The sequence below is a fragment of the Telluria sp. ZB4P34 genome (genome assembly GCF_059686055.1).
Genome location: NZ_JCASIF010000008.1, coordinates 1 through 12,575, shown reverse-complemented (window position 1 = coordinate 12,575; position 12,575 = coordinate 1). Strand labels below are relative to the sequence as shown.

Below are 12,575 nucleotides of genomic sequence, written 5' to 3'. Positions count from 1 at the left end.
AGAATTTCCGTGATCATGACCGAATCGACGCCCTCCAAGTTCAAGCCCTATACCCGGCAGACGATCCACCTGGCGCGCCAGTGGCAATGGCTGACGCCGGAACTGCAGGAAGCGGTGCAGGTGGTCTCGCACGTGCTGCCGTTCCGCGTGAACGCCTACGTGCTGGAGGAGCTCATCGACTGGGACAAGGTGCCGGACGACCCGATCTACCGGCTTACCTTCCCGCACCGCGACATGCTGCCGGCGCAGGAGTACGAGCAGCTGCGCGAGCTGGTGCTGTACAAGAAGGACGACGCGGCCACGGCGAAGCTGGTGCATTCGATCCGGATGCGCATGAACCCGCACCCGGCGGGGCAGATGACGCACAACGTCCCGCGCGTGAACGATGCGCCGCTCAGGGGCCTGCAGCACAAGTACAAGGAGACCGTGCTGTTCTTCCCGAGCTCGGGCCAGACCTGCCACGCCTACTGCACCTTCTGCTTCCGGTGGCCGCAGTTCGTCGGCATGGACGACATGAAGTTCGACGCGCGCGAGTGCGGCGAACTGGTGTCCTACCTCGAGACCCATCCCGACGTCACCGACGTCCTGATCACCGGCGGCGATCCGCTGATCATGAACACCCGTTCGCTGGCCGAATTCCTCGAGCCCCTGCTCGAGCCCAACCTGGCCCACATCCAGAACATCCGCATCGGCACCAAGTCGGTGGCCTACTGGCCGCAGCGCTTCGTGTCGGACAAGGACAGCGACGACCTGATGCGCCTGTTCGAGAAGGTGGTCAGGTCCGGCAAGAACCTCGCCATCATGGGCCACTACAACCACGCGGTCGAGCTGCGCGCGTCCGTAGCCCAGCAGGCGGTCAAGCGCATCGTCGGCACCGGCGCCACGCTGCGCATGCAGGGCCCCCTGATCCGCCATATCAACGAAGACCCGAAGAGCTGGGCCGAGTTGTGGACTACCGGCGTGCGCCTGGGCGCGATCCCCTACTACATGTTCGTGGAGCGCGACACCGGGCCGCGCGACTACTTCGCGCTGCCGCTGGCGCGCGCGCACCAGATCTTCCAGGAAGCGTATTCGATGGTGTCGGGGCTGTCGCGCACCGTGCGCGGTCCGTCGATGAGCGCCTTCCCCGGCAAGGTCGTGATCGACGGCGTGGTCACCATCAACGGCGAAAAGCTGTTCGCGCTGCAGTTCCTGCAGGCGCGCAACCCCGAGTGGGTGCGCCGGCCCTTCTTCGCCAAGTACGACCCCGACGCCACCTGGCTCGACCACCTCAAGCCGGCCTTCGGGCGCGACAAGTTCTTCTTCGAGCAGGAGAGCGGCGGCCCCTCCCATGGACCAGGTGGACCCGGCGGGCGCGTCATCCCCCTGGTGCCTGCAGGACAGCGGCACGGCAGGGCGCAGGACGCGGCCTGACGCCTCCCTGTGCGCCCGGGACCGGCCCATGCAGGACTCCGCCACCACGCCACGCCTGTCCGGCGTGGCGGTGTTCTTCTACGTGTTCCTGCCGTTCGCGCTGGGGCACTACCTGTCTTCGCTGCTGCGCAACGTGAATGCGGTGCTGGCCTCGCACCTGGTGGGCGCGCTCGCGCTCACGCCGGGCGAGCTGGGGCTGCTCACCAGCGCCTTCTTCTTCGCCTTCGCGCTGGTCCAGCTGCCGGTCGGCATTGCGCTCGACCGCTGGGGGCCGCGCAGGGTGCAGCTGGCGATGATGCTGGTCGGCGCCTGCGGTGCGCTGCTGTTCTCGCGCGGGGGCGATTTCGTGCAGCTGGTGGTGGCGCGCGCCATCATGGGCTTCGGCCTCGGCGGCTGCTTCATGGCCGCGGTCAAGGCGGTCTCCACCTGGATCGCGCCAGCCAGGCTGCCGTCGGTGCACGGCTACCTGATCGCCGTGGGCGGCCTGGGGGCGGCCACCGCGACCATGCCGGTGCGCCTCGCGCTCGACTATACCGACTGGCGCGGCCTGTTCACCATCCTGGCCGGGCTGACGGCCTGCTGCGGCCTCCTGATCGCCCTGCTGTACCCGCGCGACGCCGCGGCCGTTCCCAGGCGCGGTCCGCTCGGCCAGGCCCTGCGCGAGGTGTTCCAGGCGCCGGTGTTCCGCACCACGGCGTCGCTGGTCCTGGTTCCGCATGCGGTGTTCTTCGGCATCCAGGGCCTGTGGATTGGGCGCTGGCTGTCGGACGTGGCGCGCTTTCCCGACGCCGCGGTGGCCTATCTGCTCTACATGGGCATGGCGGCGGTGATCTTCGGGGCCATCGCGGTGGGCATGATCACCGAATGGGCCGGCCGGCGCGGCATCGCGCCGCTCGACGTGGCCGCGGCCGGCATCGCCGTCTTCCTGCTGGTGCAGGCCGCGATCGTCGTCAACTACCGGCCCAGTTTCCAGCTGCTGTCGGTGCTGTTCACGCTGGTCGGGACGATCACCGGCATCGAGTACGCGATCATCGCGCAATCGATGCCGCGCGAGCTGACCGGGCGCGCCGCCACCTGCCTGAACCTCCTGATCTTCATCGGCGCCTTCGTGGTGCAGGCGGGCTTCGGCCTGCTGGTCGGCCTGTGGACGCCGGATGCGGCCGGCCATGCGCCGGCGGACGCCTACCGCGCCGCGTTCGCCGTGCTGGTCGCGGTGCAGCTGCCGGGGCTGGCCGGCTTCGTCCTGCGGCGCCGGCGCGAGCGGCGCTCCGGGGCCGCGGCGGCAAGGGGCGAGGCGCTGGCCCCGTCCTCATAGTCGAGTTTTCTCTGCGGTAACGGGCGACGCGATATTGCCAGTTTGGCTAGCATGCGGCAAATCGGACGCCGTCCGTACCAGCAGAGGGAATCGCCATGCCTGCCCACGCCTTGCCGCGCCTGTCGGCGGCCGCCTCCTTGCTCCCCTTGCTCTTGCTCGCCGCCTGCGGGGACAGGTCCACGCTGCCGACCGGCGCCGACGTCGGCCCGCGGCCGACCCTGGTCAAGCCGGTCACGTCTCTGTTGCCGACCGTGGACATCGCGCCCGCCAAGGGCTGGCCGCAGGGCGGCAAGCCGGCCGCGGCGGCGGGACTGGCGGTGAGCGCATTTGCATCCGGCCTCGACCACCCACGCTGGCTGCACGTGCTGCCCAACGGCGACGTGCTGGTCGCCGAGAGCAATGCGCCGGAACGCCCGGCCAAGAAGGGCATCAAGGCCTATATCCAGAAGAAGGTGCAGGAGCGGGCCGGCGCCGGGGTGCCGAGCGCGAACCGCATCTCGCTGCTGCGCGACGCCGACGGCGACGGTGTGGCGGAAGTGAAAACGGTCTTCCTGAAGGGACTGAATTCGCCCTTCGGCATGGCCCTGGTCGGCGACATGCTGTACGTGGCGAATACCGACGGCATCGTGCGCTTCCCCTACCGCGAAGGCGCTACCCGGATCACCGCCGGCGCGCAGGCGGTGGCGCCGCTGCCGGGCGGCCCGCTCAACCATCACTGGACCAAGAACATCATTGCCAGCCAGGACGGACGCAAGCTGTACGCCACCACGGGCTCGAACAGCAACGTCGCCGAGAACGGCATGGACCAGGAAGTCGACCGCGCCGCCATCCTCGAGGTCGATATCGCCACCGGCAAGACGCGGCCCTACGCGACCGGCCTGCGCAACCCGAACGGCATGGCCTGGAATCCGGAGACCGGAGTGCTGTGGACGGTGGTGAACGAACGCGACGAGATCGGCAGCGACCTGGTGCCGGACTACCTGACTTCGGTGAAGGAAGGCGGCTTCTACGGCTGGCCGTACAGCTACTTCGGCGCGAACGTGGATGAGCGGGTCAAGCCGCCGCGCCCGGACCTGGTGGCCAGGGCCATCGTGCCGGACTATGCGCTCGGCGCCCACGTGGCGGCGCTCGGACTGGCCTTCTACACGGGACCGCTGCTGCCGCAGTTCACGAACGGCGCCGTCATCGGCCAGCACGGCTCCTGGAACCGCAAGCCGCAGTCGGGCTACAACGTGGTGGTCGTGCCCTTCAGCGAGGGCAAGCCGGCCGGCAAGCCGGTCGAGATCCTGGGCGGTTTCGTGGACCGCAACGGCGATGCGCTCGGCCGGCCGGTCGGTGTGGCGGTGGACAAGGCAGGAGCGATCCTTGTGGCGGACGATGTCGGCAATGTGATCTGGCGGGTGACGCCGGCGGGGCGCTGACTACGGATCTTTTAAAGGTAACTCCGGCATACTTTTAACCGTAGGGTGGTCGGCTCTGCCGACCGCGCGTTCAACGGACGTGTTCAAACCACGTCGCATCCATTCCCCGTAATTTGAACGCGCGGTCGGCGAAGCCGACCACCCTACATCAGGCGCAGCCGCTTACCAGCAAGATCGGCAACCCGGTCCAGACAATCCCCACGAAGGCCAGCACGGCCCCCAGCGCCGCGGCCCAGTCCAGCAGCCCGGCCCCCTGCGGATCGCGCAGGATGCCCCGTTCACGCCACGCCAGCCAGGCACACACCGCCAGCGCCACCGCCGTCGCGCCCCCGAGCAGCACCCGGTCCGGTCCGCCCGCGCGCATCGCGGCCGGCGTGCACTGCGCCGCCGCCAGCAGGTAGCAGAAGGCGAAGTGCGCCGCCCACACCATCAGGGGAAGGGCGCCGCGCAGGAGCTGCCGGAAGAAATGATCTTGCATATTTACTCCATCAGCCATGGCATCAGGGCCGGCAGGCCATGCACCAGCGCCATGCCGGCGATGCCCTGCAGCGTCGTGTAGTGCCACAGCAGGGCCACGTTGTCGAGCGTGGCGCGGCTGCGCTGCGCGATCATGCCGCGCCAAGCGCGCAGGCACAGGTAGGGACCGGCGATCGCCAGCACCACGATGTGCAGTCCCTGGTAGCTGAGCAGGGCGCCGATCGCGGCGGCCCAGGCGCTGGCGGCCGGGTCGAGGCCGGCGACCTGGTGGCCGCGCAGGTCGAGCAGGAAGGAGGCCACGCTGCAGCCCAGCGCCAGCAGCACCAGCCAGGGCAGGCGCCGCTTGCCGAGGGCGCGCACGGCCAGCAGCATCAGTACCGAGCTCGCCACCAGCAGGCCGCCGGAGGCCAGCTGCCAGGGCAGGGCCGGCAGGGCGGCGCCGGGTGGTGGGCACACCATCAGGCGCATCGACGCGTGGATGTAGGCGAAGCCGAAGGACGCGAAGATGCAGGCGTCCACGACCAGCATCACGATCGTGCCCCACCACGACTGCGAGGCGGTGCGTGTCGCGTTCACCGGCAGCTCCAGGTCGTCGGCCACCCGGGCATGCGTGATCGGCGGCTTGCGGTCCGATTCCCACAGCCAGGCCAGCGTGCCGGCCACCGCCATGAAGCCGAAGATCCAGGCCGCCACCATCGCCTTCACGGTCAGCAGCAGGAAGAAGCCGGCCGTGCCGAGGGCCGCGATCACGGGCAGCCAGCTGTCGCCGGGCAGCACCATCAGGTAGCGCGGCTCGGCCCGCACGGGGCTGGTGGCGATGGTCTCGCGCAGGCCGGTGGCGGTTTGCGGCAGGTAGTGCTGGCCGCGCTCGACTTCGTCGCTGAGGGTAGGCTGGTCCCAAAGCGGGTTGGTCGAGCTGATGCGCGGGATGCTGCGGTTGCCGTAGGATTCCGATGGGAGCCACTCGAGTGTGGCCGCGTTCCATGGGTTGCCCACTTTCTGCTCCGGGCGGCGCAGCGTGCGCACCGCGTCGACGATGAACAGCAGCACGCCGAAGGCGAACACGAAGGCGCCGATCGTGGACAGCATGTTCAGGAAGTTCCAGCCGAGCTGCGCGTCGTAGGTGTAGACCCGGCGCGGCATGCCGTACAGGCCCGTGATGTGCATCGGGAAGAAAGTCAGGTTGAAGCCGCCGAACATCAGCCAGAACACCCAGCGCGCCATGCGCTCGGAGAGGCGCTGTCCCTTGACCAGCGGCAGCCAGTAGTACATCGCCGCGAACACGGGGAACACCATGCCGCCGATCAGGACGTAGTGCAGGTGGGCCACGATGAAATAGGTGTCGTGCGCCTGCCAGTCGAAGGGAATCACGGCCACCATCACCCCGGTCAGGCCGCCAAGCACGAAGATGAACATGAAGCCCATCAGGAACAGGGCCGGGGAACTCATGCGCACGCGCCCGTTCCACAGCGTGGCGATCCAGGCGAACACCTGGATGCCGGTCGGGATCGCCACTGCCATGCTGGCAGCCGAGACGAAGCTCATCTCCAGCACGCCCAGGCCGGCCGTGAACATGTGGTGCGCCCATAGCCCGAAACTGAAGACGCCGACGCCCACCAGGGCCACGATGATCGCGCGCCGTCCCACCAGCGGGGTGCCGGCGATGGTCGGGATCATGGTCGAGACCATGCCGGCGGCGGGCAGGAAGATGATGTAGACCTCGGGGTGGCCGAAGAACCAGAACAGGTGCTGCCACAGGATCGGGTCGCCGCCGCGCTCGGGAATGAAGAAGGGCCAGTCGAAGGCGCGCTCGAGTTCCAGCAGGGCGGTGCCGGCGATCACCGCCGGGAACGCGAACACGATCATCAGCGCCACCACCAGCATGGCCCAGGCGTACACCGGCATGCGGCGCAGCGTCATGCCCGGCGCGCGCGTGAACAGGATACCGACGATCAGCTCGACCGCGCCGGCGATGGCCGAGATCTCGATGAAGCCGATGCCGAGCAGCCAGAAGTCGGCGTTCAGGCCCGGCGAGTACGTCTCGCCGGTGAGCGGCGGGTACATGAACCAGCCGCCGTCCGGTGCCAGCCCCACGAAGATGGTGCAGAAGAAGGCCAGGCCGCCGAAGGCATAGGCCCAGTAGGCGTAGGCCGAGAGGCGCGGGAAGGGCAGGTCGCGCGCGCCCAGCATGTTGGGCAGCAGGTACACGGCGATCGCCTCGACGATGGGGATCGCGAACAGGAACATCATCACCGTGCCGTGCATGGTGAAGACCTGGTTGTAGGTGCCGGGACTGAGCAGGGTGTTGTCCGGGACGGCCAGCTGCACCCGCATCAGCAGCGCCAGGATGCCGGCCAGCAGGAAGAACAGCAGCGCGGTGCCGATGTAGAGCAGGCCGATGCTGGTGTTGTTCACCGACTTGAGGAAGCGCCAGCCGGTCGGCGTGCGCCAGACTTCCTGCAGGCGCTCGAATTCGCCCGCGGGGCGGGGCAGGGAGTTGGGCAGCGGCGCGGGCATGGGCGTGGAAGACGGCTGGCTCATTTCAGGTGCTCGAGGTAGGCGGCCAGCGCGGCCAGGGTGTCGCGGTCGAGGTCGCGCGAGCCGGGCATGAACACGCCGGGCTTGGCGGCCTGCGGGTCGGCAATCCAGCCTTGCAGGCTGGTGCGGTGGGTGCGCAGGGTGCCTGCGCCGATGTGCATGCGGCTGCCGACGTGGGTCAGGTCCGGGCCCAGGCGCGCGCCTTCGGCCACGCCGCGGATCGTATGGCAGGCCTGGCAGCGCTGCTGCAGGAAAGCGGCGCGGCCGCGCTCGAGCGTAGGGCTGCCCAGCGGGCTGCTTGCGGGCGCGGCCGGCAGCGCCTGGCGCGCCAGCCAGGCGGCGAATTCCTGCGGCGGCAGGGCCACCACATGCAGCGCCATCTTCGCGTGCTGGGCGCCGCAGTATTCGGCGCACTGGCCGCGGTAGACGCCGGGCTTGTCGGCGCGCAGGGTCAGGCCGGTGACGCGTCCCGGCACCATGTCGCGCTTGCCGCTCAGGGACGGCACCCACAGGCTGTGGATCACGTCGGCCGAGTTCAGGCCGAGGTAGACGGCGCGGCCGGTGGGAATGTGGATCTCGTTGGCGCCGACGATCTCGCGGCCGCTTGCCGGGTCGCGGTAGCGCACTTCCCACCACCACATCTTGGCCGTCACCGAGATGCTCAGGGCCTTGTGCGAGGATTGCGGCGCCAGCTGGGTGCTGCGCCAGGTGCTCCAGGCCAGCAGCGCGGTAAGGACCAGCACCGGGAAGGCGATGCCGCCGCCGCCGATCCACAGCAGCGCGCGCGCCGGGCGACCCTGGCGCCGCACGCTGAGCAGCAGCAGGGCCATCACGGCGACGAAGATCAGGGCGCCGGCGCCGAACAGCACCCAGGCGAGCTGGCTGATGATGGCGGCGTCCCAGCCGGCCGGGTGCAGCACCGATTGCAGTTCGCCGTTCATCGCGCCTTACCTCAAGGTGTACAGGAAGGCGGCCATGTGGCGCGCTTCCTGTTCCGTGAGACCCATCGGCGGCATGTCAGTGCCGGGCTTGACCGCATGCGGCTGGCGCAGCCACCGCACCATGTTGGCGGGTCGATTGGGGATGCCGCCGGCGATGTAGCTCAGGCGGCCGATGTGGTCGAGCGCAGGGCCGGCATCGCTCGACGCGCCCTTGGCGCCCTGTACGCCCGGGATCACATGGCAGGCGCCGCACTGGTACTGGGTGACCAGGCGCAGGCCCTGCTGGACGTCACCGCCTGGAACGACCGATCGCGGCGCTTCCACGCATCCTGCCATCGATACCGACCAGGCCAGGATCATGCCGGCACGCCGTGTGCTTTTGCGGACGGAATCGTGGGATGGACGGGGGCGCACGTTTGGAAATCACAGTTGTGGAGGGGCTTTTATAATACACAAAGAACGATGCAATTTTTCTAACTATTCCAATCGGACGCACCGCCATGCTCTCCAACCGCCGACGGCTGATCGTCAAGACCGCTGTAGTGACGCTGCTGGCGGCGGGCGCCACCGCCGGCGCCGCCGGCTTGGCCCTGCTGTACGGCGGCTGGTACGACATCGGCGCCACGGCCCAGCACTTCCCCGCCGTGTACACGGTGCTGGAAGAGGGCATGTTGCGGTCGGTACGACACCACGCGCGCGACATCCGGGCCCCGCGCCTGGGCGGCGAACAGCAGCTGCGCCTGGGCGCCCGGGTGTACGGCGAGAACTGCGTGCAGTGCCACGGCGGCCCCGGCGTGGCGCAGTCGACCATCGGCATGAGCATGCAGCCGATTCCCGGCCCGCTGGTGGACGCACCCCAGCGCTGGGAGGCGCGCGAGCTGTACTGGGTCACGAAGAACGGCATCAAGATGAGCGGCATGCCGGCCTGGGAATACCACTTGAGCGAGGACGAGATCTGGGCCGTGGTGGCCTTCGTGACGGCGATGCCCACGATGAGCAGCCGCGACTTCCGCGCGCGGATGGCGCAGGACGCCCAGCCGGCGCCGGCGCAGGCGCAGGGAGCCGCGCAATGATGGCGCGCGCCGCTGCGCTACTGGCGCTGGCCTGCCTTGCCGCCTGCGCGCCGAAGCGGCCGCCGGCCGGCGTGCAGGGCGACCCGGAACGCGGCAAGATCGCCGTGACGCAGTACGCCTGCCAGTCCTGTCACGTGATCCCCGGCGTGCCGGGGCCCGACACCTACGTCGGCCGTCCGCTCGAGGACATGGCGAGGCGCAAGGTGCTGGCCGGCGGGGTGCCCAACGACCAGGCCGGCCTGGTGCGCTGGATCCGCGACCCGCAGGCGGTGGACCCGGAGACCGCGATGCCGAACATGGGCGTGAGCGAGCGCGATGCGCTCGACATCAGCGCCTACCTCCTCAGCCAATAGTGCCCGGCCAGGCAGGCGCTCGCGCCGATCCTTGGTATCATCACCCGCTTGCCCGTCCTGGGCGTATTCACAACAGGGAAGACGAGAATGAGATTGGTGCGCTATGGCCGCCCGGGCAAGGAAAAGCCGGGCCTGTTCGACGAAGAGGGCCGCCTGCGCGACCTGTCCGGGATCATCGGGGACATCGACGCGTCGGTGCTGGGGGACAAGGCGTTGCGCAAGCTGGCCAAGAGCGATTGGAAGACCCTGCCGCTGGTACGCGGCAATCCGCGCCTGGGCGTGCCGGTCAAGGGCGTCGGCAAGTTCATCGGCATCGGCATGAACTATGCCGACCACGCCGCCGAGACGGGCGCCGCGGTGCCGAAGGAACCGATCTTCTTCACCAAGGCGGTCAGCTGCCTGTCCGGCCCGGACGATCCGGTGCGGCTGCCGAAGGGGTCGAAGAAGACCGATTGGGAAGTCGAACTCGGCGTGGTGATCGGCACGCGCGCCCAGTACGTGGAGGAAGCCGAGGCGCTGAAGTACGTGGCGGGCTACTGCGTGGTCAACGACGTGTCCGAACGCGCCTTCCAGTTCGAGATGGGCTCGCAGTGGGACAAGGGCAAGGGCTGCGACACCTTCGGCCCGGTCGGCCCCTTCCTGGTGACGCGCGACGAAGTCTATGACGTGCAGGACCTCGACCTCTACCTGGAACTGAACGGCAAGCGCATGCAGACCGGGAATACCTCGAAGATGATCTTCACAGTGGCCAGAATCGTCAGCTACGTGTCGCAATTCATGACGCTGGAGCCGGGCGACATCATCACCACCGGCACGCCGCCGGGCGTGGGCATGGGGCGCTCGCCGCAGCGCTTCCTCAGGAAGGGCGACAAGCTGAGGCTCGGGATTGCGGGGCTGGGGGAGCAACAGCAGGAAGTGGTGGCCTTCCCGAAGTAGCAACTAGTCCGGCAGGCGCTCCGTCAACCCTGCCGGCACCGCCGTCCTGGCCGTGTTCATCACCATGGCCAGCAAGGTGTAATACCCGTTGATCCCCATGAGATCGACCACCCCGTGCTCGCCGAACAGCGCGAGCGCATCCGCATACAGCCGGTCCGACACCGATTTCCCCTCGTGCAGTTCGATGCAGAAGTCGTGCACCACGGCTTCGTCCACCAGCATGCCTTCCGGGCGGCGCCGTTCGGCGATCGCATGGATCACCGACATCGGGATGCCCACCTGGGCCGCGATCGGGGCATGGATCGCCCATTCCACCCCCTGGTTCCATTGGCGCGCCGTGACCAGGATGGCCAGCTCCGACAGCCTCACCCCGATCGCGCTGCGGTAGCGCAGGTATTCGCCCATGCGCTGGGCGTATTCCATCAGCTCCGGGCTGCGCAGCAGCGGTACGAAGGGGCCGTACAGCGCGCCGCGCGGTCCGTCGATGATGGCCTGGGCGGCGGCGCGCTGGTCCGGAGTCATGTCCTCGCGCGCGATCGGTCCGAGTCGGTCCATGGGATGGCCTGGATGTTGTAATGGGAAAATAATTGCACAGCGTTCTCTAAAAATCAAAAGAACCGGCGCGCGGCACGCTTATCGTCAAAGTCTTGTTCTGACGAAGGAGTCGCAATGAGCCATATCCTCCACCGCAACCTGCGCCAGGTGCCGGCGACCGCGGTTTCCAGCGACGGCATCCGCATCCGCGACAAGGCCGGCCGGGTCTATATCGATGCCAGCGGCGGCGCTGCCGTGTCCTCGCTGGGCCATGGCCATCCGGACATCATCGCCGCCATGCACCGCCAGATCGACCGCTGCGCCTATGCCCACACCGCCTTCTTCACCACCGACGTGGCCGAGGAGCTGGCCGATCGCCTGGTGGCCGGCGCCCCGCCCGACATCGGCGGCGTCTACCTGGTGTCGGGCGGCTCGGAAGCGATGGAGACCGCCCTCAAGCTGGCGCGCCAGTACTGGGTGGAGGCGGGCGAACCGCAGCGCCGCCTGTTCATGGCGCGGCGCCAGAGCTACCACGGCAATACCCTGGGCGCGCTGGCCGTGGGCGGCAACGAGTGGCGCCGCAAGGCCTTCGCGCCGCTGCTGATGGATACGGTGCGGGTCAGCGCATGCTACGAATACCGCGGCCGCGCCGCCCACCAGAGCGTGGACGACTACACCGCTGGCCTGCTGGACGAGCTGGAAACCGGGATCCTCAGGGCCGGGCCCGAGAACATCATCGCTTTCGTCGCCGAGCCGGTGGTCGGCGCTACCGGCGGCGCGATCCCTCCCACGCCGGGCTACTTCCAGGGCGTGCGCGACATCTGCGACCGCTACCGCATCCTGTTCATCGCCGACGAGGTGATGTGCGGGATGGGCCGCACCGGCAGCATGTACGCGATCGAGCAGGACGGCGTGGCGCCGGACATCATCGCGATCGCCAAGGGCCTGGGCGCGGGCTACCAGCCGATCGGCGCGGTGCTGGCGCACCAGACCATCATCGACTGCCTGCGCGACGGCAGCGGGGCCTTCCAGCACGGGCATACCTACATCGGGCACCCGGTTGCAGCGGCGGCGGCGCTGGAAGTGCAGAAGGTGATCGAGCGCGACGACCTGCTCGCACGCGTGCGCAGCCGCGGCGCCACGCTGCGGCGCATGCTGGGCGACGTGTTCGGGGTGCACGAACACGTAGGCGACATCCGCGGGCGCGGCCTGTTCCTGGCGCTGGAATTCGTGCAGGACCGCGACAGCAAGGCGCCGTTCGCGCCGGAGCGCAAGCTGCACGCGGCGATCAAGGCCAAGGCGATGGAGAACGGGCTGATGGTCTACCCGATGGGCGGGACGATCGACGGGCAAGTCGGCGACCACGTGCTGCTGGCGCCGCCCTTCATTGCGACGGCGGCGGATTTGTCGGAGATCGTGTCGCGTCTCGCCGATGCGGTGGAGGCGGCGCTCAACATGTAGATACCGTCTTGCCCGTCAAGCCCTACATCGCGTATTTTGGATCATAGGGCTTGCCGGAGTGGACGACACCAAAGCACAGATGTGCCAGTTTGCGCATGGCAGCACCAATAGCC

The 12,575-nt window shown here is 68.7% G+C and carries 12 protein-coding genes; 7 read left to right on the top strand and 5 right to left on the bottom strand.

Going from position 1 to position 12,575, the window contains the following annotated elements; genetic code table 11:
- Positions 1 to 15: 15 nt before the first annotated feature.
- The 3 genes from AC56KL_RS14375 to AC56KL_RS14365 all read left to right on the top strand — a co-directional run bounded on the left by AC56KL_RS14375 (position 16) and on the right by AC56KL_RS14365 (position 4,149).
- The gene (locus AC56KL_RS14375) at positions 16 to 1,413 is read left to right on the top strand and encodes a KamA family radical SAM protein (RefSeq protein ID WP_497181005.1); all 1,398 of its coding nucleotides are present in this window, start codon (positions 16 to 18) and stop codon (positions 1,411 to 1,413) included.
- 28 nt (positions 1,414 to 1,441) lie between these two features.
- The gene (locus tag AC56KL_RS14370; protein WP_497180840.1) at positions 1,442 to 2,728 is read left to right on the top strand and encodes an MFS transporter; all 1,287 of its coding nucleotides are present in this window, start codon (positions 1,442 to 1,444) and stop codon (positions 2,726 to 2,728) included.
- A gap of 95 nt (positions 2,729 to 2,823) precedes the next feature.
- A complete protein-coding gene (locus AC56KL_RS14365) occupies positions 2,824 to 4,149 on the top strand; it encodes a PQQ-dependent sugar dehydrogenase (RefSeq protein ID WP_497180839.1) in 1,326 nt (441 codons plus the stop codon).
- 148 nt (positions 4,150 to 4,297) lie between these two features.
- On the opposite strand, the gene AC56KL_RS14360 is transcribed toward AC56KL_RS14365, so the two are convergent.
- From AC56KL_RS14360 to AC56KL_RS14345, 4 genes are read right to left on the bottom strand one after another with little or no spacing between them, the layout of a single operon-like run.
- The gene (locus AC56KL_RS14360) at positions 4,298 to 4,627 is read right to left on the bottom strand and encodes a hypothetical protein (protein ID WP_497180838.1); all 330 of its coding nucleotides are present in this window, start codon (positions 4,625 to 4,627) and stop codon (positions 4,298 to 4,300) included.
- Positions 4,628 to 4,629: 2 nt separating this feature from the next.
- Positions 4,630 to 7,167, bottom strand: coding sequence for a cytochrome c oxidase subunit I (gene ctaD / locus AC56KL_RS14355; protein WP_497180837.1), 2,538 nt, complete (start codon positions 7,165 to 7,167; stop codon positions 4,630 to 4,632).
- Positions 7,164 to 8,105 carry a cytochrome c oxidase subunit II gene (locus AC56KL_RS14350; RefSeq protein WP_497180836.1) on the bottom strand — a complete coding sequence of 314 codons (942 nt, stop codon included), beginning with the start codon at positions 8,103 to 8,105 and terminating at the stop codon, positions 7,164 to 7,166. Before AC56KL_RS14350 ends, ctaD begins: the two co-directional genes overlap by 4 nt.
- A gap of 6 nt (positions 8,106 to 8,111) precedes the next feature.
- Positions 8,112 to 8,465 (bottom strand): c-type cytochrome, encoded by a 354-nt coding sequence (locus AC56KL_RS14345; RefSeq protein WP_497180835.1) that lies wholly within the window; start codon positions 8,463 to 8,465, stop codon positions 8,112 to 8,114.
- Between the two features lie 140 nt (positions 8,466 to 8,605).
- Between AC56KL_RS14345 and AC56KL_RS14340 the strand changes: the two genes are divergently transcribed.
- From AC56KL_RS14340 to AC56KL_RS14330, 3 genes are all read left to right on the top strand, one after another.
- Positions 8,606 to 9,178 carry a c-type cytochrome gene (locus AC56KL_RS14340; protein WP_497180834.1) on the top strand — a complete coding sequence of 191 codons (573 nt, stop codon included), beginning with the start codon at positions 8,606 to 8,608 and terminating at the stop codon, positions 9,176 to 9,178.
- On the top strand, positions 9,175 to 9,531 hold the full coding sequence (locus AC56KL_RS14335; RefSeq protein ID WP_497180833.1) for a c-type cytochrome: 357 nt from the start codon (positions 9,175 to 9,177) through the stop codon (positions 9,529 to 9,531). Before AC56KL_RS14340 ends, AC56KL_RS14335 begins: the two co-directional genes overlap by 4 nt.
- A gap of 87 nt (positions 9,532 to 9,618) precedes the next feature.
- Positions 9,619 to 10,467, top strand: coding sequence for a fumarylacetoacetate hydrolase family protein (locus AC56KL_RS14330; protein ID WP_497180832.1), 849 nt, complete (start codon positions 9,619 to 9,621; stop codon positions 10,465 to 10,467).
- Between the two features lie 3 nt (positions 10,468 to 10,470).
- On the opposite strand, the gene AC56KL_RS14325 is transcribed toward AC56KL_RS14330, so the two are convergent.
- Positions 10,471 to 11,022: a carboxymuconolactone decarboxylase family protein gene (locus AC56KL_RS14325; RefSeq protein ID WP_497180831.1), complete on the bottom strand. Its 552-nt coding sequence runs from the start codon at positions 11,020 to 11,022 to the stop codon at positions 10,471 to 10,473.
- A 114-nt stretch (positions 11,023 to 11,136) separates the two neighbouring features.
- Here AC56KL_RS14325 and AC56KL_RS14320 point away from each other — a divergent pair, with 114 nt between their 5' ends.
- Positions 11,137 to 12,462 carry an aspartate aminotransferase family protein gene (locus AC56KL_RS14320; protein ID WP_497180830.1) on the top strand — a complete coding sequence of 442 codons (1,326 nt, stop codon included), beginning with the start codon at positions 11,137 to 11,139 and terminating at the stop codon, positions 12,460 to 12,462.
- Positions 12,463 to 12,575: the final 113 nt, after the last annotated feature.